Raw genomic sequence first — 24,049 nt, forward strand, 5'->3', positions numbered from 1 at the left:
ATTTTCTCCAATCCAGTTTATTCTCCGCGGATATATGCCTTTATTTCTTCCTCGTTGTTGTCATATAAGTCCGGGGTAATGCCAAGATATTTGCAGGCTTCATAAAGAACCGGGACTACATCCTTATGGATGCCCACACAGTGATGAATATAAGGGCCTTCCACAATCTTAGCTTCCAGACGTTTTAAATTCTGTACCTCCACCCACACATAGGTGCCCTTGGTGTATGGGCCTTCAATCCCTTTGGCGTTTCCAAGGAGCAGAGAGTACTCTCCATTGTCTCCGTCAAACCGGCACAGAGTCATGTCTCCAAGCTTCGCCTGTGCTTCCACAGCGCCAGGGTGGGAAAATGCCAGAGGGTATCCTATGGTTGGCTTACAGGCTGCGCAGGATAAGGGCCAGGGGCCGCAGTGCTGGAGAAGCTCTCCATTTTCATTGTCCGGGTGTCGCACGGTCCAATCCGCAAAAAAGGTTCTGGCCTCATCCATACCTGCCGCTTCACACATAATAGCGGTAATGGCTCCGTGAATATCGGTTTCACATACAACGGGAAGCCCTTCTTCGTTTAACAGGCTGTTGGCGGCACAGGGCATGATTCCGATTTCTGACTGAAGGGCATTCCAGCACTGAATCGCCACTGCATTACAGCCATAGCGTTTAGCCAGAGATTTCATGGCTGCTTTTAAAGCTGCCACCATCTGAAGTTCCTCTTCCTTAATAGCCACATTGAAATTTTCCCTGCAGTATGTCATGATTTCTTGAATCGTTTCCTTATCCCCCCGTACCTTCTTTATCTCTGCTGTCAGTTCCGGCATGGGAATCGGGGCCAGCTGTATCTGAAATCGTTCTAAAAGTTCACCTTCATTACACATGGTGGACCAGAAATCAAAGGGCCTTGGTCCGATTTGCAAAATTCTTGTTTTCCGAAATGTTTTCACCACGTTACAGACAGCAAGAAAGTTACGGATTCCCCGCTCAAATTCTTCATCCTCCAGACGGCAATTGCATAAATAGGTAAATGGAATCCGAAATCTTCTAAGTACCTTACCAGTGGCAAACAGACCGCACTGACTGTCCCGAAGACGGATCCCATTTTCATCAGGACGTTCATCCCTTGGTCCCCAGAGAAGTACCGGTACATTAAGTCCTTTTGCCAGTCTGGCCACTTCATATTCCGTGCCGAAATTACCATGGGGTACAAATAAGCCATCCACCCCATGTTCTTTAAATTTCTCTTCAATTCTGATCCGGTCTTCTTCCCGGTGGAGCAGTCCATCCTCTGAAATATCCTTGATATCCACAAAGGATATTCCCAGCTCTTCCAACCGTGCTCTTGTTAAATCCGCATATTTTACTGCATCTGGAGCAGAAAATATACTCCTTCTGGTAGGGGCGACCCCCAATACTACATTTGCCATTGCATGACCTCCTGCCACTCATTTGATACCCCTATTATTTGCTTATATCTACTTAATATCAATCAATAATTAAGTGAAATTCAGTAATTAATTGACTTAATTTACTTAATCTGATACAGTGTTTTCAAATGATAAGCTGAAAGGAGTATTTGGGATGTCCATAACGGCAAAAGAGCTTGCTAAACTACTTAATCTTTCCGAGGCCGCCATTTCCATGGCCCTTCATAATAAGCCAGGAGTCAGTACCGGAACACGGAAAAAAGTGCTTGAGGCGGCGAAAACCCACGGATATGATTTTTCCAGAATTGGGGAACCAACCTTTCGGACAGGGTATCAGGGCACCGTACATTTTATTATTTATAAAAGAAGCGGGGCAGTGGTAGGGGATACTCCTTTTTTCTCCCAGCTTTCGGAGGGGGTAGGTCTGGGTCTAAAGGAATCGCCCTATCATCTGAATGTGACTTACCTTTATGGCAATGACCGGGTGGAAGAACAGCTTTCTGATGTGGTTCGCTCCGGAAGCAAAGGTATTCTTTTGCTGGGAACGGAAATGCAGGAGCATGATTTCAAGCCATTTTTAAAGCTTCCCATACCCCTTGTGGTCCTGGATACCAGTTTTGAAAATATCAGTGGAAACTACGTCCTCATCGACAATGTACAAGGGGCTTATTTTGCAACTCATTATCTGATCAAAAAATTAAAGGTCCAGCCAGGATACTTACACTCATCCTATCCCATAACCAATTTTTTGGAGCGGTCCGATGGTTTTTACAAAGCCGTGCGGCAAAATGGAATGTCTGCCTCAAAAACTCAGGTGCACCGGCTGACTCCTTCCATGGAAGGAGCCTATGCTGATATGACTGCGCTTCTAACCCAGGGGGAAGTCCCAGCCAGATGTTATTTTGCGGACAATGATTTCATTGCCGCGGGAGCCATGAAGGCCTTTCGTGATTTTGGCTACCGGATTCCCCAGGATGTAGCCATTGCTGGTTTTGATAATTTACCAATCAGTACGATGATCGAGCCGCCGCTCACTACCATACACGTACCAAAGCAAAGCATTGGGATACTGGCGGCCAAAAGGCTGGTGGAGTTAATTGGGGATAAAAGTAAAGACCCCGTGAAAATACTGGCAGGCACAACTCTGATAAAGCGAAAATCTGTATAAAAAAAGAAAGGTGTCATGAAGCAACGATGAAGCTGCTTTATGACACCTTTCTCTGATTTGTGATGAAGTACTATGAACAAAGGAACGGATTAAAGTCTGGCTAATGACTGAAGGGCGTGGCCTTCAATCAGGACCTCGTAATGTTCCTTGTAGTACGCCTCGGAAGCGTAATCCTGACGAATCTTGGAGCCATATTCTGCAAGCAGGTTGCAGATACGGTTAAACTCTGTTGTCTTGTCAGGAGAATTGCGCAGTACCAGGAAATACTGTCTGGTAGATGGCTTTTTATATAATGTATTCTCTCCGTCATAAACCTGTCCGATTGCCCTCGCGGCGTCGGAAATCTGATCCAAACTTTGAAAACTATAGATTCGTATGGAGGAAGCACCAGTAGATTCTTTTGGCTTTTCGGCTTCCGGTTCGTTCTTCTTATCGATTCCCAGCAGATTTAACAAGCCGTCAGCACCTTCTAATAGTTCGCTGGCCAGATCTCCTGGCATGGAATCCAAGTCTTCGTCAGTAGATGGTGAAAATTTTGCAAATCTTGTATCTAATTCTTCCGGATCTTCAATCTTTGTAATAACTAACATTACGCTTTCGTTGGATAACGGGATCGCTTCTACCATGAGAGGAATGTCTTCTGCTTCGAATCCCACTTCGTTAGAGGCTTTCTGAATCATCTCGCGGAACAGGTTGCGGGCTTTTTCACTGCCGTAAGCAAGCTCGCCTAAATTTAGGTTTCGGACACTTAAATCAAAGCTGGTAAGCGTACAACGGATCTGATTTTCATTGATACGTTCTATCTTCATAGGATCACTTCCTGTTCTATTTAAAAATGGTATATGAATATTTACATACTTCCTCAACATAACTATACTATATAATATAGCAAAAAGGCAATTACTATGTGAAAAAATTTATATAAATTTAAGGTTTATATGCAAAAAACCGGGTATCCTATTTAATTACTGGGATTTATCGGTTTTGTTTTTGATGTGATTTTTTTGGATTTCATATCCTGTAGTTTACCTTTTATAGATAGATTAGAGTCTGGTTATAAATGGTCACATATGTATTTTATAGATGCATTATTATGAATTATTTTAATGTATTATATGAAAAATAAAAGCATTAAGACACGCTTATTTTTCATGTGAATTAAGGATAACAAATATTGTAGTTAATGGTAATATATGGTAGTATTGTATCAGGAGTAATCGAATACAGGGTGGAACCTCCCGGCTTTTATGCCTTTATGTCATAGTAAGAGGGGAGGTGGTGCTGGATATGTTTTCATTTGCAGATGTGCTATTATTTGCAACATTTATCTTGGCATTGCTGACTTACATAGATAAGTTAAAAAAATAGCCTACCCTGACGCAAACAGGATAGGCGGTGTCCGTTAGGACATTTGCATTCACTGGGAGCTTCCACCTTGTGTGGCGGTTACTCTTTTATATTTCTAATATATCATCTATATATCATCATGTCAACTTGTTAAAAGCACAATTAATGATATATATAATATTTTCCAAGCAAACGGTAATACGTGCTTGTTTTTTTATTAATGAAAACATAGATAATCTTACAACCCAAAATGATAATAAAGATATTCTTCAGACCACCAAAAAAATTAACAAAAAATTAATTGCTAAAAATCAAAAAATGGAATAAAATGGATGCCAAGAGATGATATTGGACAGGTAATTAAGGAGGTGGCTGCAATAAGCGCCGTTCTGTTTGGCAAATATCAGCTACGTGGTATCTTGGGAACCGGTCGGGCAGGAACAGTATTTCTGGCGGTTCATCTTGGGCTTGAGGAATACCGTGCGATCAAGCGGGTACCCAAAAGCATTCTCAATTACGATCGTTTCAGACGAGAAGCACTTGTTCTAAAGGAGCTTCGCCATCCCGGAGTCCCCATTGTTTATGACGTAGAAGAAGACGAATTTTATAGTTATTTAATCGAAGAGTATCTGGAAGGAGAATCTTTATATGACCTTGTAAAAAAGCAGGGCCATCTGTCTAGGGAACTGGCCATATTTTATGGGATCCAGTTGACCAACATCATTCATTACCTGCATTCCGCAGGACCAAACCCCATTTTACATTTAGATTTACAGCCGAAGAACCTTTTGTTGTGCCATGATACTGTGAAGCTGATAGACTTTGGACTTGCTGCATCCATGGATGTTGCCAATGAGCCAGGCGAGCGGTACGGAACCGTAGGATGTGCGGCACCGGAGCAATATAAAAAAGACGGAATCCTGGATGAGAGAACAGATATCTATGCCATTGGTACCATCCTCCATTATTTATACACAGGAACATTTCCGGAGCTGCCGTACACGCCGGGCCGGACTGTGGATTCTGCTCTGTCAGCCATTATATCCGGTTGCCTCAAGGAAGAAAAAGAAGACCGCTTTTCAACGGCACAAGCGCTTGGCGAAAGGCTAATACAGCTTAAAAACATGGGAACGGCTGCAAAAGACCGTCTACAATCATCATCTCTTACGATTGCTCTGTTCGGGAGCAAACCAGGGGCCGGAGCTACTCACATCGGAATCGGCCTGTCAGTCTATCTTAGAAATCTAGGTTACCCCAATTTATTAGAAGAAAAAACAGATTCCGGTATGGGAGCTGGTCTGTGCGCCTATGCCGGAGGAGAACGGGACCAATATGGCCTTTTGCGTCATCACGGATTTGTCTGGAAGCCCTACTACGGTCCTGGAGTAAAGCTTAAGGAACCTCCCATTCACGTGAAGATTCTGGATTACGGTGCTGGTGAAGAAGCCGTTTTTTCCGGAGAAATTGACGCCATCCTCATGGTTTGTGATGGAAGCCAGTGGAGCAGTGAAACGTCGTGGCAGGCGGCAAGCAGGGCAGTGAAAAAAGGATTGCCCTATGGAATTATATATAATCATACGGTTCCAGGGGCCAGAATCCGGCTGCCGGAAGGTGGCGAAGCCGCCCGGTGTTTTCGTGCGCCTTATTTTCCTGACCCTTTTTCTATTGAAAAGGGAGAATTACAGTTTTATAAGGCACTTCTTTCCAGGCTGCTAAAAGATAAGAATATGAAACAAAGATGGTTAGCTGGAATTAGAGGCAGGCTGGTGTCCTGGGTTACAGGGCTTCTTAATCCAATCGTTTCAGGAAAAGGAAAGAGCATCTGAAAGGAATGGTAATTATAAAAGGAAAGAAAAGGTTGTTCCGGCGATTTTTTAGAAATGGAAAGAAAGAGACGGGACAGGAGATCATCGGCATCATTGGTACAGGAAATAGCGTAGGCGTGACTCATTTTGCAGTCATGACAGCAGGGTTTTTAAGCGGTATTTTAAGGCGCAGATGTGCAGTTTTAGAATGGAATAGCCATGGTGATTTTGCCAGGATGAGAGAGGTGTGCGCAAAAGAACCGTTTCAGAAAGGAAGCTTTAAGCTTCTGGAGACCCAGTACTATGAGAATGCGGGGATCAATACACTTTTGGTGTGCAAAAAGTCAGGATTCCAGACCGTAATTGTGGATTACGGCACGGTGGGGGAAGACGGTTTTAAGGAATTTTTAAGATGTGACAGACAGTTTCTCCTGGGAAGCCTCAGCGAGTGGCAGATGAAGGCGTTTCTGGAGTTTGAAAGTAAAGGGAACAAGGCGGAGAGAAGCTGGGAGACCTTCCTGACATTTGGCAGTGAAGAAGCCAGAAAAAACATGGAAAAGAGGCTGAAGCGCCCGGTACGAAGAATTCCAGTTTCAGTAGACGCATTTGCTGTCACTGGAGAAATGATTAAATTTTACCAACAGATATTTTAAGACCGCAGAGAGGATTGTGTCACGAAATTGTCCTTGTGGTCCTCTCACATGCGGTTCTTTACAAATGAAGTTACAGGGGAGATGCATATGAAAAAAAGAAAAGCCAGAAAACGGGTGGAAGATACCAAAGAATCCCAGTATCTGGAGGGGCTTAAGAAATACCGGGATCAGGGGATTCCCATTATTATAGATGGAAAAGAATCTCATGAAGAAGACTGGAACAAGATATTTGAGGTAAAGGAGGAGGATTGCTTTTACATGGCGGACTATGTTCCGAATGAAACAACCGGAAAACTTAAGGAAATAAGATTTGATAAAATTTATAACCGGTAGTTTTCCGTCAGCATAAGGGGTGCGCATTGGGATGCCATCTTCAGCCTAAAGTTGGCTTAGCGTGTGCATCAGGGTGGGATAGGGGAAGATTAACGTAATGAAAATGTAAATTCCAAAAATCAGGAAATATGATATAATCGTAAAGAAAAATGTAGAACTAAGTACAGACAACACGATCCAATAGCAGGAGGAAAGCAGATGAATAGGAAAGCCGTCCCGGTTCTCGTGGCGCTGGGATTGATTTTAATCATAATTGCCGGTTTCTTTGGAACCCGGATTATAGAGCGGTATATCCCCACCAATCAAAAAGCAGATATGATAGAACTGCTGGGAGTAAAAGATGACGAAGTAGCCCTGTATCTCAATGAAGAATTGCAGGAAGAGAAGGGGATATTTGTTGAAGGCCAGACGTATCTCCCCATTGATTGGGTCAACCGCACGTTAAATGAGCGTTTTTACTGGGATACCAATGAAAAGCTTCTCGTATATGCTCTGCCGGACTCCATTGTCTATGCGGATCATTCTACCGTGGGAAGTACTGGTAAACCCCTGATCTGGGTGGATAAAGATGCAGTATATCTTTCTGCCGGTCTGGTGGCCAACTATACGGACATCCGGGTAGCTGCCTATGACAGCGCACAGAATAAACGGGTTTTTATCAATAACACATGGGATGCCTTAAATAAAGCAGTCGTAAAGAGTGACAGCAATATCCGTGTAAAGGGAGGGGTTAAAAGCCCCATTGTGACCTGGACTGCCAAAGGGAGCCATGTCACAGTCCTTGAATCCATGAAGCGGTGGGACAAGGTAAGGACGGAAGATGGATTTGTTGGGTATGTGGAGCACAGACGTCTTGGCGAAAGAACAAGTGAAGCTTTAAAAAGCACCTTTGAAGCGCCGGTCTATAAAAACATAACCATGGATGAGCCAGTGAATCTGGCCTGGCATCAGCTGACCAGTCTCGATGGAAATGCTTCCTTTGACAGCCTGATTGCCAATACAAAAGGAGTCAATGTCATATCCCCTACCTGGTATGAGCTTACTGATAACGAAGGAAATTTTAAGTCCCTGGCAGACGCGGGATATGTAAAGAAAGCCCATGATAAGGGATTAAAGGTTTGGGCTCTTATTAATAATTTTAGTAAGGATGTTAATACGGAGATACTGTTATCCAAAACCTCCACAAGGCGGAAGCTCATTGAATCCCTGATGGCGGAGGCCAAAAAGTATGGTTATGATGGGATTAATCTGGATTTTGAAGGGATTAAGGAAGAAGCCGGAGTTCACTACATACAATTTATCCGGGAGCTGTCCATATTCTGCCGGAAAGACGGACTTGTATTATCTGTGGACAACTATGTGCCAATGGCGGGGAATAAGTTCTATAACCGGAAGGAGCAGGGCATTGTAGCAGATTACGTCATTATCATGGGATATGACGAACATTATGCCGGAGGAGATGCCGGTTCCGTTGCCTCTATTGGATATGTAGAAAATGGAGTCAAGGACACTCTGCTAGAGGTTCCAAAGGAAAAGGTTGTCCTTGCCATTCCATTATACACCAGAATCTGGACAGAAGACGAGAGTGGAAAAACCACTTCATCCTCCATTGGAATTGCGAAGGCAAAGGATTGGGTGACTGAAAATAAAGTAGAGCTTAGCTGGCTGGAGGAATCAGGCCAATATTACGGAGAGCTTAAGTCCGCGGATGGCATGAAAAAGCTTTGGCTGGAAGAAGAGCGTTCCATAGAACTAAAGATGAATGTAATCAAACAGTATGATCTTGCAGGAGTTGCCTGCTGGAAGCTTGGATTTGAGCCGGCTGATTTATGGGATGTTATAAAGCTGGATAAAAAATAAACGAATGAGAGTTAGAGACAGGAAGGTCATGTCATGAAAAAGAGGTTCATATTGGCAGCAGTCATAGCGGCTGTATGTGTGACAGCGGGATGTTCCCTTAAGGAGCAGGTGCCGGAAAACACGAAAGAGAGTGAGGAGAGTACGAGGGGAACAGAAGCTCCCACCACAGAAATCCCCACAACAAAGGACACCCAGCAGACCACAGAAGCCGAATCACCGGAAGCAGAAGAGAAACCAGGTGTGAAAATTGTGATTGCTACCGATATGCATTATCTTGCTAGAGATTTGACGGATTTTCAAAAAAGCTTTCAGTATACCGTAGATCACGGAGACGGAAAGGTGATGCAGTATGTATGGGAAATCACGGATGCCTTTATTGAGGAAGTAAAGGAAGAAAGGCCGGATCTGGTCATTTTAAGCGGTGACTTAACCTATAACGGAGAAAAAGAAAGTCATGAGGAATTTGCATCTAAGCTGTATGAGATAGAGGAAGCAGGCATTCCTGTCATCGTCATTCCTGGAAATCACGATATCAATAATCCTTTAGCGGCCAGATTTTCCGAAGATACCGTAGAGAAAACAGAATCCATTACTTCTCAGGAATTTGAAGAGATTTATGAGGATTTTGGCTACAATGAGGCAGTCAGCCGGGATACCGCTTCTCTTAGCTATGTTTATCAGATCAACGATACCACCAGGGCATTCATGCTTGACAGCTGCCAGTATGAGCCCAAAAACCTGGTTGGAGGCATGATAAAGGACGATACCTATGACTGGATCGAAGAGCAGATGGAGGAGGCCCATGAGCTTGGGATGCAGGTGCTTCCTGTAAGCCACCACAATCTTCTTGATGAAAGTGAGGTATATTTACAGGATTGTACCATTGAACACAGCGAGCAGCTGATTGATCAGCTGGAAAGCTGGGAGGTCCCTCTTTATTTAAGTGGTCACCTTCATGTCCAGCATTATATGAAGTCAGCCAAAGATTCCGGGATCGATGAAATCGTCACCAGCTCCCTCGCCACCCCACCCTGTCAGTATGGAGTGCTGGAGTATAAAGAAGATGGGGGCTTCCGTTACCATACAAAAGCCCTGGATATGAAAGCATGGGCGGAGAAAACAGGGAACGGAGACAAAAATCTTTTAAATTTCGATACATATGGAAAGCAGTTTTTAAGTAAGGTATTCTATAATCAGGCCCAGGATGAATTTGACCGCCGGGATGCTTTAAAGAATCTTACCAAGTACCAAAGAGATCAGATGGCGAAGGTTTATGCAGAGCTTAATGTGGCATGTACGTCGGGAAAGGTCTATTCCATACGGGATAAGGTGATGAAAAAGGCAGGCTATCAAATGTGGCAGGAAGAGGGCTATCAGAGCATTCTATCAGAGTATGTGCAATGGATTACCTCTGATGGGACAAAGGACTATAATCTGCTGGACAAAGAATGACGGAAAGTCGTCTTAACTGGTTCTTTTTTATTTCACAGGAAGATATAATTCATTAAGAATGTGTATCAGGTAGAAAATGTGAAATTAAAAAAATGGGAACCGTTTATGGCGGTGATTTTGCTTGTATTAGTATATGTCATATCAAGTCAGGCCGGAAAAATGACGGCAGGAGTCAGTGTGAAGGCTGGAAAGGAAAAGCCAGTGGTTGTCATCGATGCCGGACACGGAGGAAACGATCCGGGTAAAATCGGAGTTGATGGGACTCTGGAAAAGGATATCAATCTTCAGATCGCATATCGTCTGAAAAAATATCTGGAAGCCTCGGACGTTGATGTGGTTCTAACCAGAAAGAATGACAATGGTCTATATACGGAACGGGACAGCAAAAAGAAGATGGCGGATATGACCAAGCGATGTGACATTATTAATGATACGAGTCCGGACCTTACCGTCAGCATTCATCAAAACAGTTATCACCAGGAAGAGATTTCCGGAGGCCAGGTGTTTTATTATAAGCGGTCAGATAAGGGAAAACGGCTGGCCGAGATCTTGCAGGAACGGTTTGATTACGTTCTGGGAGATAAAAATACCAGACTTGCCAAACCCAATGATAACTACTATCTACTGCTTCATGTAAAAACTCCCATTGTTATTGTGGAATGCGGATTTTTGACCAACTGGAAGGAAGCCGGTCTGTTAAATTCAGACGAATACCAGGACCGTCTGGCCTGGACGATACATATGGGAATCATGGAATATTTAAATGCAAGATAAACAATACCCTGATGGTCATTCGCAGAAAAAATCTGTGTCTGACCATCAGGATATTTTATTAAGCTTGGGAATCATTCGATTCCAGCTGTTCCTGGGTATCAGCAGTTAATAATGAATCCTTCTCTTCTGTACGAACTTCGACTTCCGGTTTCGCGATTTCTTCATTTCTGCTGGATATAGAGTCTAAGGAATCTCCTAGTTTTTCTGCGATATCTGAAGATATTTTTTGGGAACGGCTCTTTAGCTCACTGATTTTTTCTATTTTAGATTCCGTGCTACCGTTCATGGAGTGGACTTCAGCATTCATTACCGTTATCTGTCCATCCAACTTGCCTTTTACGGAAGAGAGTACCTCAGTCTGGTCTGTTCCATTGGATAATGCGGTTAAGCCATTTAGCTGATCTGTCTGGACTTCTTCTTTTGTTTTTGGTTTATCATAAATCATGCCAGTAGTGTCATCAGATTCTTTCTTTTCCTTGTCCTCTGTTTGAAGCTTTGTAATCTGTTCATCAATGTCCTTTATCTGCTGTTCGTATTCTTTCAGCTGCTGTTCCAGGTCGGTTGATCCATTTTCTGCAGCAGAATCAATTATGGACTGTTTTCGTTCCTGCAAATATTCCTTTTGTTTCATCAACTGTTCGATCATGCTTTGCTTTTTCCCGGCGGGAGAAATTGTGGCCACATCGGTTCCTGTCTTTTCTGCTTTAATCCCATTTAAGGTCTCGTTCTTCGTTGCAGCCGAACGGTTTATGGACTGGATATTAAGTCCACCAGCGTTCGAACTGAGCGTACTGATATTCATAACATGCCCTCCTGACTTTATTTTCTATGTAATTTGTCGGATATAGGTCCATCAATATAAGAGGCATGTTGTAAACGGTACATTTACAGAAGTAAACGGGTCATAATTCCCCGGTTTTAAAGAGTTAAAGGGATCATGAGGGAAAAATGAAAGATATTATCCTGGGCAGATAATGACAGCGTTCCGTGGCAGCGTTCTACGGCCTGATGGATATTTGTGAGACCAATGCCGTGAAGTCTGGAATCTTCCTTAGTGGATACAAAAATATCGGCTCTATCCGATTTTGGGGAGGGGAGAGGGTTTTTAATTTCAATCATCAGGCAGGAATGACGGACGTAGGAGACTGCTTGTATAGCTTTTGTTTCCCCTTCTGACAGCTTTGAGCAGGCTTCCAGGGCATTGTCCAGAGCATTGCTTAAGATGATGCATAAGTCCATGGGAGACATCATCTCAGTGGGTGGGAAGATCAGATCGGTTTCCAGTTGAATTCCCTCCGCCTGTGCCAGGACCAGCTTTTCTCTTAATATGGCATCTGCGTAAACATTTCCGGTGGAAATATGAGGAGATAAGGAATTGACTGTGTGAGTCATGGAATTAAGATACTCCAGTGCTTCTGTCTCTTTTCCGTCGCTTATGAGATTTTTAATACAAAGCATATGGTTCTTAAAATCATGACGAAATGAGGACAACTGCTTTTCTTCTTCCTTCCAGGCCGTCATCTGCCGTTCAAGAAAGAGGTTTTGCTGTTTTTCCAGAGCCAAAACCAGTCTGCGGTCTACGTAATAGAGAGAGAACAGTAGGAGAATTACTCCGGCTATGGCGGCAAGTGTAATGAGAATGTTTGTCCGAAGACTGTTATCAGAGGCCATACCGGTGGTTCCGTAATAAATCACAGAGTATTTGATAAAGCAGGACAGTAAAAGGAGATAAATATTTCCTTCCAAGGAGATTTCTCCTTTCAAATTCCTATATTTTCTTGCCACCCATTCCAGGACCAAAGCGTAGAATAGAATGGTCAAAGCATCGCAGAGACCATAGAGGAGGTCATACCATAACAGATGACCGGCCACTCGTTTTGCTGTATATTGAATCAGCGGAAGAAAAATAAAGTTGGAGGTGTATCCAAGCCCGTCCATAAAGATGGCGATCATGATCTTCTTACCAGTTTGATTCTCAAACAGAACCAGTATCATAGCGGTGGTCGTGAGAAGAAAGAATACCTCCTGTGGAAAAACCTTATATAATCCTAAGTTTATGTTGATAAAGCTTACCAGTCCCTGAGTGAGTGCGATTCCAAGAAGGGTGAGAGCATGACTGAATCTTGCTTTTAAAATCCTGTTTAAAAAATGATACTCAATGAGTACAGAAAATAATGTATAAATTATGTCAACCCCTCCTTTTGCATCTGCTTCATAAATGCCATGGAGAAGTCATAGTATTTCCGCTTGCTGATAGGAATGCATTCCCCGTTTGTCAGAAAAAGGTCTGTTTTGCTAAGGCGCATGACAGAGTCCATGTTTACGATAAAGCTGCGGTGGCACCTGAAAAATTGAGTTGGGAGAGTTTTTTCCAGAGTATCCAGCTGCTCGTAAAATTCAAGGTTTGTATTCCCTGTATGGATTGTCACCTTTCGGTTCCTCACTTCCATATAAAGAATTTCAGAATGAGAAAAACGTTGAATGGAGGAACCTGATTGAATCGTGAGATACTCCTCATTTGAAGCGCGAAGCTGCCCGATTACATGATCGAGAACTGCCTCCAGTTTATCTGTATTCACAGGCTTTATCAGGTAATGAGACGCGTCCACATCAAAGGCTTCAAATACATATTCCTTATAGGCTGTCAGAAATATTATTTTGGAGCGAATAAGATTTTTTCTTAAAACTCTGGCTGTCTCTATGCCGGAAAGTCCACCCATCTTAATATCCAGAAAAATAATATCCGGAGTAATGTCAGTATTTAATAAGTCTTCTCCGCTTGAGAACACAGTTAACTGGAAGGGCACTTTTTTAAGTAAAAAGTACCCTTCCAGCTGTTTGGAAAATTTATTCGTAAATTCGGTTTGATCATCGCAAAGGAATAGATTCATGGCATTTTTTCCTATTTTATCTTACAGAAGAAATATTTTATGCTCTCTGCAGGTATCCCGCATATCTTCCGGCCAGATGCTCGCCTGTACTTCACCGATATGAGCCCGGTCTAAAAGGAGCATGCAAAGGCGTGACTGTCCGATTCCACCTCCGATGGTGCAGGGAAGTTCACTGTTTAACAGCATTTTGTGGTAAAGAAGCTCTTTTCTGTCCTCACAGCCTGCCTTCTTTAACTGCTCTGCCAAAGAGGTCTCATCCACTCGGATTCCCATGCTGGATATCTCAAGGGCACAGTTTAAGTGGTCGAACCAGAATAAGATATCGCCGTTTAACTGCCAGTCATCATAGTCAGGAGCTCTTCCGTCATGAGGTTCTCCCCCTTTTAACTTGTCTCCGATTTTCATAAGGAAGACACAGCCGAGCTCCTTTGTAATGAGATTTTCCCGTTCCTTTGGTGTCTTGTCAGGATACTTATCCTCCAGCTCCTGAGAGGTAATAAAGGTAATATCATCTGGAAGCTTTTTTACTGCCTGAGGGTATTTGTACCATACCTCATGCTCCATATGCTTAATGATCTTAAAAATATTTCGAACGGTATCCTTTAAGGTGTCCAGGGTACGCTCTTCTCTGGTAATCACCTTTTCCCAGTCCCACTGGTCCACATAGCAGGAGTGGAGATTGTCAAATTCTTCATCTCTTCGAATGGCGTTCATGTTGGTATAGAGACCTTCACCTGGCTGAAAGCCGTATTCGTGAAGGGCCATACGCTTCCACTTGGCAAGAGAGTGAACCACTTCCATGGTCTGTCCTGGAATTCCAAGAAGGTCGAACTGAACGGGGCGTTCCACACCGTTTAAGTTGTCATTCAGTCCGCTGTCCTTGTCTACGAACAGAGGAGCAGAGATACGTTCCAGGTTCATTTCCTTTCCAAGCTCCTTTTGAAAGGTATCTCTTATGTATTTGATTGCTTCCTGTGTTTCGCGGACAGAAAGCTTTGGGTCATAATGTTCTGGTATGATGAGTTTCAAATTTCTTCCTCCCAATTCAATGTTTTTTTCATGGTATCATTTTTACAGGGAACCTGCAACTATTGTTTTTTGCATCCATGCTCCTTGGAGCCTTTGTATATCAGCAAAGAAGTTGCACGGTTACATGGCCTGTGATATGATAAATGGAAGTGAAAAGGAGCAATACGATATGGAAACAGAACGAATTTATATAGAAGATAAAGAGCACCCGGAAGAAGCGGAATTAAAGCGTGCCGCCCAGATTTTAAAGGATGGAGGTCTGGTTGCATTTCCTACAGAGACGGTTTACGGTCTGGGAGCCAATGCCTTAGAGGAAGAGGCAGCAAAGAAAATTTATGAAGCAAAAGGAAGACCATCGGATAATCCGCTGATTGCCCACATTGCGGATAAAGAGGATTTAAAGCCATTGGTCAAACAGATACCGGAAGCAGGCGTAAAGCTTATGGAGGCCTTCTGGCCGGGACCCCTTACTCTCATATTTCCAAAGAGTGACCTGGTTCCATACGGGACTACGGGAGGTCTTGATACCGTAGCAGTCAGAATGCCAAATGACCCCATAGCCAGCGCCCTGATTCGTCTTTCTGGAGTCCCCATCGCAGCACCCAGTGCCAACACCTCTGGTCGTCCAAGCCCTACCACCGCAGATCATGTATGGCAGGACATGAACGGAAAAATAGAAATGATCGTAGATGGAGGCGCCGTTGGAATCGGCGTGGAATCCACCATTATAGATGTGTCCGGTGAGGAGCCCATGATCTTAAGGCCGGGAGCTATTACTCAGGAGATGGCATCTAAGGTACTGGGACAAGAGGTCTGCCTTGATCCGGCCATTGTATCCGGTCCCTTAAACGAGAATGTAAAGCCAAAGGCACCTGGAATGAAATACAGACATTACGCCCCAAAAGCATCCCTTACCCTGGTAGAGGGTGATCCAAAGGAGGTCATTGTGACCATTAACCAGCTGGCAGAAGAAAAGCTGAAAGAGGGCTTTCAAGTGGGAATTATCTGTACGGAAGAAAGCAGGGAAAGCTACAGGAACGGAATCGTAAAAAGCATGGGAGTCCGTGCAAGGGAAGAAACCATTGCACATAACCTTTATGGAGTGCTGAGAGAATTTGATGATCTGGAGGCAGATTTTATCTATTCCGAAAGCTTTTCCAAGGACCATCTGGGACAGGCCATTATGAACCGGCTGACAAAAGCAGCAGGCTATCACATTGTAAAGATACAAAAGGAGGAGACATTATGACCGGAAAGCGTGAAGATTATATTACCTGGGACGAATATTTTATGGGAGTTGCCCTCCTTTCAGGGAAGCGCTCTAAGGACCCAAGCACACAGGTGGGAGCCTGTATCGTAAGTGAGGACAACAAGATTTTATCCATGGGCTATAACGGATTTCCCATGGGCTGCTCTGACGATGAATTTCCATGGAACAGAGAGAGTGAGGACAACGATCCCTACAATGCCAAATATTACTACTCCACCCATAGTGAATTAAATGCTATCCTTAACTACAGAGGGGGAAGTCTGGAAGGCTCCAAACTCTATGTAACCTTATTCCCCTGCAATGAATGCGCAAAAGCCATCATTCAGTCAGGCATTAAGACCATTGTCTATGGATCAGATAAGTATGCAGATACTCCTGAGGTCAATGCCTCCAAGCGTATGCTAAATGCAGCAGGAGTCCGGTATTACCAGTATCAGCCTACCGGAAGAAAAATAGAGATAGAGGTTTAACATGAAATTTTTACTGGCGGCAATGAATGCCAAATACATCCATTCCAATCCCGGAATCTACAGCTTAAAGGCGTATGCAGAAAAGTTTGTAAACCGACCTGAGCTAAAAGACGGAAGCTTCCAGATTGAGATTGGAGAATATACCATCAACAGCCAGCTTGATGATATTTTAAAAGACATATATCTAAAAAAGCCGGATGCAGTAGGGTTTTCCTGCTACATCTGGAACATGTCTTACGTTTTGGAACTTGTCCGGGACCTTCCGAAGGTTCTCCCTCAAGTGGAGATCTGGCTGGGAGGTCCTGAAGTGTCTTACGATGCTGCCCAGATTCTTTTAAAAGAACCTGGGGTATTTGGTATCATGATGGGCGAGGGAGAAGAAACCTTTTCTAAGGTAGTGGAATGTTATCTGGATAAGGAAAATGGTGATTTTACAGCCATAGACGGTGCTGCCGTGAGGGATAAAAACGGAACTCCAGTGGAACGGCCCTTAAAAAGAGCCGTGGATCTAAGTAAAATTCCCTTCCTTTATAAGGATATATCCGGCTTTGAAAACAGGATTATTTATTACGAAAGCAGCAGGGGATGTCCATTTTCCTGCAGCTACTGTCTTTCCTCTATTGATAAATCCGTCCGGTTTCGGGATACGGAGCTGGTAAAGAAGGAGCTTGATTTTTTCCTTGAGAGAAAGGTTCCGCAGGTAAAGTTTGTAGACAGGACCTTTAACTGCAACCATGCCCATACCATGGGGATATGGAAGCATCTGCTGGAGCATGACAATGGGGTGACCAATTTTCATTTTGAAATCTCCGCAGACCTTTTGACTGAGGAGGAGCTTGACTTAATCTCCCGCATGAGGCCGGGACTGATTCAGCTGGAAATCGGCGTACAAAGTACTAACCAGGATACCATAAAGGAAATTAAGCGGACCATGGATCTGGTAAGCTTAAAGGAGACCGTTGAAAAGATCAACAGCTTTGGAAATATCCATCAGCATCTGGATTTGATTGCGGGACTTCCTTATGAAAATTATGAGAGTTTTCGACGGTCCTTTAACCAGGTCTATGAGATGAAGCCGGAACAGCTTCAGCTTGGATTTTTAAAGGTGTTAAAAGGCTCTTACATGTCTCAGAAAGCAAAAGAGTATGAGGTAAAGTATAAGGAGCAGGCTCCCTATGAGGTGCTTTCCACCAGATGGCTGGATTATGGTGAGGTGCTGAAGCTTAAGAACTTGGAAGAGATGCTTGAGGTGTACGGAAACAGCGGACAGTTCAATACCACCATTCATGAACTTTTAACGGAGTTTCCTTCTCCATTTGATATGTTTGAGGCTCTTGCTGAATACTATGATAAACAGGAGCTGACAGGAATCAGTCACAGCCGTATGGCACGCTATGAGATCTTGTCGCAGTTTATTGAAGGGCTGGCACCAAAGCGATTGCCCCTTTATCAGGACCTTTTGGTGTATGACTTATATCTGAGAGAAAATTTAAAAAGCCGGCCTTCCTTTGCCCCTAATCAGGAGCCGTATAAAGATAAGGTGAAAGCCTTTTTCGCAGAGGAAGCAAAAACGTTTCAGTATTTAAATGAAGGATATGAAGGCTATGAGGCCAGACAGTTAATTAAAATGGCCCATGTAGAAGTGTTTGGAGGAAAACGGGCGGTTCTTTTTGATTATAAGAAAAGAGATCCCTTAACCCATAACGCAGCGGTATATGAAGTTGACATTTGGAGGAAGGAATGGCAAAACGAGAAACAAAAGCAGAGCTGAAAGAACGGGTAGAAAAGGTTCTTAATGCCCTTGACCAGGAATATGGAACAGAATATATCTGTTATTTGAATCATGAGACACCCTGGCAGCTGTTGATAGCCGTTATTTTAAGTGCTCAATGTACGGATGCCAGAGTAAATATGGTTACAGTGGATCTGTTTCAGAAATACAAATCACCCAAGGATTTTGCTGAGGCAGATTTAAGGGAGCTTGAAAAGGATATCCACTCCCTTGGCTTTTACCACATGAAGGCCAAGAATATCATTTCCTGCTGTCAGGACTTAATGAGCCGGTTTGGAGGAAATGTTCCTGATACCATGGAGGAGCTTCTGTCCCTTGCAGGAGTAGGAAGAAAAACAGCCAATGTAATTCTTGGAAATATCTACGACCAGCCAAGTATTGTTGTGGATACTCATGTAAAACGAATTTCTAAAAAACTGGGATTTGCAAAATCAGAAGATCCGGAAAAAATAGAGTATGAACTGATGAAGGTGCTTCCAAAGGAACACTGGATACTCTGGAACATACAGATTATAACACTGGGCAGGTCCATCTGCGTAGCCAGAAGTCCCAAATGCGTGGAATGCTTTTTAAGGGAATTATGCCCAAGTGCCCAGATTCAGCCATCCTAGGAGAGGGGAAGGAACACATGGTTTCATCTTATATTGCGGTAGATTTAGAAACAACAGGTCTTGATCCCAAGGCGGATAAGATCATTGAAATCGGTGCGGTGCGAGTGATTGACGGCAAGGTAGCAGCCCGCTATGAAACCTTTGTAAATCCCTACAGAAAGCTGGAAGAACGGGTCATAGCCCTGACTGGAATTACGGATGGAGAGATCGAATCAGCACCGGGAATTCAAACCGTTATCGGAGAATTTTTAGAGTTTGCAGACCATCTTCCCATTTTAGGGCATCACGTTATTTTTGATTTTAGTTTTTTAAAACGGGCGGCAGTCAATGAAGGAAAAGAATTTGAACGTCAGGGGATCGATACTTTGAAGCTGGCAAGACGATTTATGCCCCCAGATGAAAAAAAGAATTTAAAGGATGCCTGTGTATATTTTGGTATCAAACAGGAAAAAAGTCATCGTGCCTTATCAGACAGCATGGCTGCTCATGACTTATATCAGGAAATAAAAAAGCAATATGGAAGTCAGGAGCCGGAAGCATTTGAACCACAGGCTTTGATTTACAAGGTAAAAAGGGAACAGCCTGCCTCAAAAAGGCAAAAAGAACACTTGCAGGATTTATTAAAATATCATAAAATAGTTTTATCTGTGCAAACGGATCATTTATCCAGAAATGAAATATCAAGAATCACGGATAAAATCATAGCACAGTATGGAAGAATATAAGAGAGGTGATAGCAATATGATAAATTTTAACAATAAAAACAACAGAAAGTTTATGTCAGTCGTTTTAATTGGAGTTGTAGTATTATTAATCGTTTCCATGATACTTCCTATTATGCTTAGATTCTAGGCATTGGGGGCATCGCCACATCATACAGACACAGTAGAGCATGAGGAATGAATATGAAAAAGAAGACTTTATCCATTAGCCTGGCAGCAGTCCTGCTGGCTGCAGGAATTGGATTTCTCTCTCCGGTATATGTTATGGCTGACACACTTCCGGACGGAATTTATGTCGGAGAGTATAACTTAGGAGGTATGACGGAAGAAGAGGCCAACAAAAAGATACAAGATCTGGTAGGTGAGATGGAAAACCAGAAGATTACCCTGACCGTAGACGGGCAGCCCATGGAAACAACAGCAAAAGAGCTGGGATTTCACTGGAGCAACCCAGAAGCAGTGAATCAGGCAGCATCTGCCTGGCAGGGCGGTAATTTAATCAAACGTTATCTGAACAAAAAAGATATTGAGAAAAATCATGTAATCATTCCGTTGGAAACAGCTCTTGACGATGGAAGACTGGAAGCCTTCATCAATGAAAAGTGTGCGGCTGCTATCGTGGCACCACAGAACGCTTCCATTACCCGCGCGAACGGCGCGTTTACAGTCACTCCATCGGTAACTGGTAAGAATGTTGACATTCAGGCAACCAAGGAAGCCTTAAATGCTGCATTGGCAAATGGACTTTCTAAACCGGTTTCAGCGACTGCAGTGGTTGCAGAAGTCAAGCCTGCCATTACCACAGAGGATTTATCCACCATTAATGATACGCTTGGAACCTTTTCCACCAGCTTTTCATCCAGTGGTGCCTCAAGATCAAAAAATCTTCAGGTGGGATCTTCCAAAATAAACGGACGCGTCCTTATGCCGGGAGAGACCTTATCCGGATATGAATGCATGCACCCATTTACCGTATCCAATGGTTATGCCACAGCAGCCGCTTATGAAAACGGCCAGGTGGTGGATAGTGTAGGTGGCGGTGTCTGCCAGATTTCCACAACTCTTTATAATGCTGTATTAAGGGCAGAGCTTCAAGTCGCCCAGAGACAGAACCATTCCATGGTTGTCGCCTATGTAAAGCCTTCCCAGGATGCTGCCATTGCAGGAACTTATAAAGATTTAAAGTTCACAAACAATTACAGCACTCCTATTTATATAGAGGGATATACCTCTGGAAAGACTATTACCTTTACCGTTTATGGCAAAGAGACAAGACCGGCGAACCGTACCTTTGATTTCGTATCCGAGACGCTGAGCGTAACAGATCCAGGTGCTCCAAAAGAAGTGGTGGATCCGGCCATGCCTCCCGGAAGCAGAAAGCAGGTACAGTCTGCTCATACAGGAATTAAATCAAGACTGTGGAAGGTTGTCTATGTAGATGGCGTGGAACAGAGCCGTGAGATTCTCCATACCGACACTTATAATCCTTCCAAGGCAATTATAAAGGTAGGGCCGGCAGCTCCGGCATCGGTAACTCCGGTACAACCTCAGCCACAGGAAAATCCTCCGGTAGTGGAACCAGCGACTCAGCCAGCAACCCAGCCGGCAGAGACTCCGGCTGCTGCTCAGCCAGAGGTATTTCCTGGAGATGATGTGGTTCCTCAGGGACCGGGAATGTAGGCAATAGGAATGATGAGACGCATTGAACGAGACAATACAGGACAAATAAAGCCCGGTCAGGATCTGGTGGTTGCAGGATACGCCGGGCTTTCCGGCACCATAAAGATTGCCGGACATAAAAAAGAAGAGCTTTCTCAGTGGTTTTCCAAAGATTACGTGGACCGGATTTTAAGTCAGGAAGGAAAAGAACCAGTCTTTGACTTTGCTGATTTTAAAAAATGGGGCGCCACGGAATGGGAGCCTTCCGGAGAAGGCGGCATCTTAAAGACCCTTTGGGATTTATCCGGCGCCTATATGACAGGAATCCGCTTTTCTCTTCGACGGATACCCGTAAAGCAGGAAACCATTGAGTTATGTGAGCGGTACGATTTAAACCCATACCGCCTATACTCAGCCGGATGTTTTCTTATGACAGCAGATAACGGGGCAGATCTTTTGGAGGCCCTGAAAGAACATGGCATAGAGGGAGCTGTCATCGGTAAGGTAACAGAAGGGATCGGAAGAATCCTGGATCATGGAGATGGTGTCGGATATCTGGACCGTCCCACAAAGGATGAGTTATATAAAATTATGGAATAATTATTTGACGAAACATCACCGGAGGTAAGGATATGAGGGAAAAGATATTAGCGATTATTGAAAAGAACAGCAGAATCGACGTAAAAGACCTGGCTATACTGTTGGGAGAAAGCGAAATTGCCATTGCCAATGAAATTGCGGAAATGGAAAAAGAACATATCATCTGCGGATACCATACCTTAATCAATTGGGACAATACCAGCGATGAAAAGGTAGTAGCCTTAATTGAGGTAAAGGTAACACCTCAAAGAGGTATGGGATTTGATAAAATCGCTGAAAGAATCTATCAGTATAATGAAGTAAACGCAGTATACCTTATGTCCGGTGCCTTTGATTTTACCGTATTCATTGAAGGAAAGACCATGAGACAGGTAGCTCAGTTTGTTTCCGAGAAATTATCTCCCATGGAATCCGTGCTCAGCACAGCTACTCATTTTGTCCTTAAAAAATATAAGGACCACGGAACCGTCCTCTCAGAAGAGACACCGGATGAAAGGATGTTGATTACACCGTGAGAAACCCATTATCAGACAGAATCGTGGAGATTCCATCATCCGGAATCCGGAAGTTTTTTGATATCGTAAGCGAGATGAAGGATGCCATTTCCCTTGGAGTGGGAGAGCCTGACTTTGATACGCCCTGGCATATCAGAGAGGAAGGAATCTATTCCCTTGAAAAAGGCCGTACCTTCTATACATCCAATGCAGGATTAAAAGAATTAAAAGTTGAGATTTCCAGCTATCTAAGCAGACGCTTTGAAGTTACTTACGACCCTGACCATGAGGTCATGGTCACCGTAGGCGGAAGTGAAGCCATTGACATCGCACTTCGTGCCATGTTAAATCCTGGAGATGAAGTGCTCATTCCCCAGCCAAGCTACGTTTCCTACGTGCCCTGTACCATTCTGGCCAATGGAGTTCCAGTTACCATTTGCTTAGAGGAAAAGGATCAGTTTAAGCTGACAAAGGAAAAGCTTTTAGAAAAAATAACAGATAAGACAAAGGTTCTTATCCTTCCTTTCCCCAATAACCCAACAGGTGCGGTTATGACGAAGGAAGAATTAAAAGATATTGTAGAAGTAGTCATTGAAAAGGATTTATTCGTATTATCCGATGAAATCTATGCAGAGCTTACTTACGGCGGAGACCATACCACCATTGCCTCCTTCCCTGGAATGAGGGACCGAACCATCCTGATCAATGGATTTTCCAAATCCTATGCCATGACCGGCTGGCGTCTTGGCTATGCAGCCGCGCCCAGAGTGATCTTAGAGCAGATGCTTAAAATTCATCAGTTTGCCATCATGTGCGCCCCAACCACCAGCCAGTATGCGGCAGTAGCGGCACTACGGGACGGGGATAAGGATGTTCAGGCAATGCGGGAATCCTATGACCAGAGAAGACGTTATCTCATCCATGCATTTAACGAAATGGGCTTAGAGTGCTTTGAACCCCACGGCGCCTTTTATATGTTCCCAAGCATCAAGCGTTTTAACATGACCTCAGATGAGTTTGCCACCAGACTCTTACGGGAAGAAAAGGTAGCGGTCGTTCCTGGCACTGCATTTGGCGACTGCGGAGAAGGCTTTCTTCGTATCTCCTATGCTTACTCCTTAAAGAACTTAAAGGAGGCTTTAAGCCGCATGGACCGCTTTATAAAGAATCTTGACAGGAAGGCGTAAAGAACCATGAATATCGTACTATTAGAGCCGGAAATGCCGGCAAACACAGGCAACATCGGAAGGACCTGTGTGGCCACAGGCACCAAGCTTCACTTAATCGAGCCTCTGGGCTTTAAGCTTACCGATAAGCTGATTAAGCGGGCAGGACTGGATTACTGGGATAAGCTTGATGTCACGGTGTACAGTGATTTTCAGGACTTTCTTGATAAAAATCCCGGCGCAAAAATTTACATGGCAACAACAAAGGGGCTTCATGTTTATTCTGATGTAACCTATGAGCCCGATGATTACCTGATGTTTGGAAAAGAGAGTGCCGGTATCCCGGAAGAAATCCTCTTAGGCAATCAGGACCGGTGCGTGAGAATTCCCATGTGGGGAGATATCCGCTCCTTAAATCTCTCAAACTCTGTTTCCATTATGCTTTATGAGGCATTAAGACAGAATGGATTTGAACATATGACCATGCAGGGAGAGCTTCATCATCTGCATTGGGAGGAATCATAAGAATATAAAG

23 protein-coding genes are annotated in these 24,049 nt (G+C 43.7%); 17 read left to right on the forward strand and 6 right to left on the reverse strand.

Annotation, left to right across the window (positions count from 1 at the left end):
* Positions 1–17: 17 nt before the first annotated feature.
* Complete coding sequence (locus tag T546_RS0120220; RefSeq protein WP_026893191.1) at positions 18–1,418, reverse strand: L-fucose/L-arabinose isomerase family protein; 1,401 nt, start codon at positions 1,416–1,418, stop codon at positions 18–20.
* A 154-nt stretch (positions 1,419–1,572) separates the two neighbouring features.
* On the opposite strand from T546_RS0120220, the gene T546_RS0120225 reads away from it, so the two are divergent.
* Positions 1,573–2,586, forward strand: coding sequence for a LacI family DNA-binding transcriptional regulator (locus T546_RS0120225; protein ID WP_026893192.1), 1,014 nt, complete (start codon positions 1,573–1,575; stop codon positions 2,584–2,586).
* An 89-nt stretch (positions 2,587–2,675) separates the two neighbouring features.
* On the opposite strand, the gene T546_RS0120230 is transcribed toward T546_RS0120225, so the two are convergent.
* Positions 2,676–3,395 (reverse strand): adaptor protein MecA, encoded by a 720-nt coding sequence (locus tag T546_RS0120230; RefSeq protein ID WP_024838181.1) that lies wholly within the window; start codon positions 3,393–3,395, stop codon positions 2,676–2,678.
* 870 nt (positions 3,396–4,265) lie between these two features.
* On the opposite strand from T546_RS0120230, the gene T546_RS24095 reads away from it, so the two are divergent.
* From T546_RS24095 to T546_RS0120270, 6 genes are all read left to right on the forward strand, one after another.
* The gene (locus T546_RS24095) at positions 4,266–5,759 is read left to right on the forward strand and encodes a serine/threonine protein kinase (RefSeq protein ID WP_051629996.1); all 1,494 of its coding nucleotides are present in this window, start codon (positions 4,266–4,268) and stop codon (positions 5,757–5,759) included.
* 5 nt (positions 5,760–5,764) lie between these two features.
* On the forward strand, positions 5,765–6,391 hold the full coding sequence (locus tag T546_RS0120250) for a hypothetical protein (RefSeq protein ID WP_051629998.1): 627 nt from the start codon (positions 5,765–5,767) through the stop codon (positions 6,389–6,391).
* 87 nt (positions 6,392–6,478) lie between these two features.
* A complete protein-coding gene (locus T546_RS0120255; RefSeq protein WP_026893195.1) occupies positions 6,479–6,724 on the forward strand; it encodes a hypothetical protein in 246 nt (81 codons plus the stop codon).
* A gap of 198 nt (positions 6,725–6,922) precedes the next feature.
* Entirely contained in the window at positions 6,923–8,584 is a 1,662-nt protein-coding gene (locus T546_RS0120260) for a glycosyl hydrolase family 18 protein (RefSeq protein WP_026893196.1), read from the forward strand.
* A 33-nt stretch (positions 8,585–8,617) separates the two neighbouring features.
* Positions 8,618–10,036 (forward strand): metallophosphoesterase, encoded by a 1,419-nt coding sequence (locus tag T546_RS0120265; protein ID WP_026893197.1) that lies wholly within the window; start codon positions 8,618–8,620, stop codon positions 10,034–10,036.
* Between the two features lie 105 nt (positions 10,037–10,141).
* The gene (locus T546_RS0120270; RefSeq protein WP_408643069.1) at positions 10,142–10,810 is read left to right on the forward strand and encodes an N-acetylmuramoyl-L-alanine amidase; all 669 of its coding nucleotides are present in this window, start codon (positions 10,142–10,144) and stop codon (positions 10,808–10,810) included.
* 58 nt (positions 10,811–10,868) lie between these two features.
* Here T546_RS0120270 and T546_RS0120275 read toward each other — a convergent pair whose 3' ends face one another.
* The 4 genes from T546_RS0120275 to asnA all read right to left on the reverse strand — a co-directional run bounded on the left by T546_RS0120275 (position 10,869) and on the right by asnA (position 14,730).
* Entirely contained in the window at positions 10,869–11,612 is a 744-nt protein-coding gene (locus T546_RS0120275) for a hypothetical protein (RefSeq protein ID WP_026893199.1), read from the reverse strand.
* A gap of 116 nt (positions 11,613–11,728) precedes the next feature.
* Positions 11,729–12,805: a sensor histidine kinase gene (locus T546_RS0120280; RefSeq protein ID WP_026893200.1), complete on the reverse strand. Its 1,077-nt coding sequence runs from the start codon at positions 12,803–12,805 to the stop codon at positions 11,729–11,731.
* Between the two features lie 188 nt (positions 12,806–12,993).
* Positions 12,994–13,701 (reverse strand): LytR/AlgR family response regulator transcription factor, encoded by a 708-nt coding sequence (locus T546_RS24100; protein WP_051630000.1) that lies wholly within the window; start codon positions 13,699–13,701, stop codon positions 12,994–12,996.
* Positions 13,702–13,722: 21 nt separating this feature from the next.
* Positions 13,723–14,730 (reverse strand): aspartate--ammonia ligase, encoded by a 1,008-nt coding sequence (asnA, locus tag T546_RS0120290; protein WP_026893201.1) that lies wholly within the window; start codon positions 14,728–14,730, stop codon positions 13,723–13,725.
* Between the two features lie 169 nt (positions 14,731–14,899).
* Here asnA and T546_RS0120295 point away from each other — a divergent pair, with 169 nt between their 5' ends.
* From T546_RS0120295 to trmL, 10 genes are all read left to right on the forward strand, one after another.
* A complete protein-coding gene (locus T546_RS0120295; RefSeq protein ID WP_026893202.1) occupies positions 14,900–15,979 on the forward strand; it encodes an L-threonylcarbamoyladenylate synthase in 1,080 nt (359 codons plus the stop codon).
* Positions 15,976–16,470, forward strand: a complete 495-nt coding sequence (locus T546_RS0120300; RefSeq protein ID WP_026893203.1) for a deoxycytidylate deaminase — start codon at positions 15,976–15,978, stop codon at positions 16,468–16,470. The genes T546_RS0120295 and T546_RS0120300 overlap by 4 nt, the downstream gene beginning before the upstream one ends.
* A 1-nt stretch (position 16,471) precedes the next feature.
* Positions 16,472–18,241 (forward strand): B12-binding domain-containing radical SAM protein, encoded by a 1,770-nt coding sequence (locus tag T546_RS24105; protein WP_034600096.1) that lies wholly within the window; start codon positions 16,472–16,474, stop codon positions 18,239–18,241.
* The gene (gene nth / locus T546_RS0120310; protein WP_034600104.1) at positions 18,211–18,873 is read left to right on the forward strand and encodes an endonuclease III; all 663 of its coding nucleotides are present in this window, start codon (positions 18,211–18,213) and stop codon (positions 18,871–18,873) included. Before T546_RS24105 ends, nth begins: the two co-directional genes overlap by 31 nt.
* A gap of 17 nt (positions 18,874–18,890) precedes the next feature.
* Positions 18,891–19,598 carry a 3'-5' exonuclease gene (locus T546_RS0120315; protein WP_026893205.1) on the forward strand — a complete coding sequence of 236 codons (708 nt, stop codon included), beginning with the start codon at positions 18,891–18,893 and terminating at the stop codon, positions 19,596–19,598.
* 180 nt (positions 19,599–19,778) lie between these two features.
* A complete protein-coding gene (locus tag T546_RS24110; protein ID WP_051630001.1) occupies positions 19,779–21,275 on the forward strand; it encodes a VanW family protein in 1,497 nt (498 codons plus the stop codon).
* Positions 21,276–21,284: 9 nt separating this feature from the next.
* Positions 21,285–21,854 carry an AIR synthase-related protein gene (locus tag T546_RS0120325; protein ID WP_242842269.1) on the forward strand — a complete coding sequence of 190 codons (570 nt, stop codon included), beginning with the start codon at positions 21,285–21,287 and terminating at the stop codon, positions 21,852–21,854.
* Positions 21,855–21,886: 32 nt separating this feature from the next.
* Positions 21,887–22,369: an Lrp/AsnC family transcriptional regulator gene (locus T546_RS0120330; protein WP_026893207.1), complete on the forward strand. Its 483-nt coding sequence runs from the start codon at positions 21,887–21,889 to the stop codon at positions 22,367–22,369.
* On the forward strand, positions 22,366–23,535 hold the full coding sequence (locus tag T546_RS0120335; protein ID WP_026893208.1) for an aminotransferase class I/II-fold pyridoxal phosphate-dependent enzyme: 1,170 nt from the start codon (positions 22,366–22,368) through the stop codon (positions 23,533–23,535). The genes T546_RS0120330 and T546_RS0120335 overlap by 4 nt, the downstream gene beginning before the upstream one ends.
* 6 nt (positions 23,536–23,541) lie before the next feature.
* Positions 23,542–24,039: a tRNA (uridine(34)/cytosine(34)/5-carboxymethylaminomethyluridine(34)-2'-O)-methyltransferase TrmL gene (gene trmL, locus T546_RS0120340; protein ID WP_026893209.1), complete on the forward strand. Its 498-nt coding sequence runs from the start codon at positions 23,542–23,544 to the stop codon at positions 24,037–24,039.
* Positions 24,040–24,049: the final 10 nt, after the last annotated feature.

Origin of the sequence: [Clostridium] aerotolerans DSM 5434 (assembly GCF_000687555.1) — a bacterium.
Taxonomy (GTDB): Bacteria; Bacillota; Clostridia; order Lachnospirales; family Lachnospiraceae; genus Lacrimispora; species Lacrimispora aerotolerans.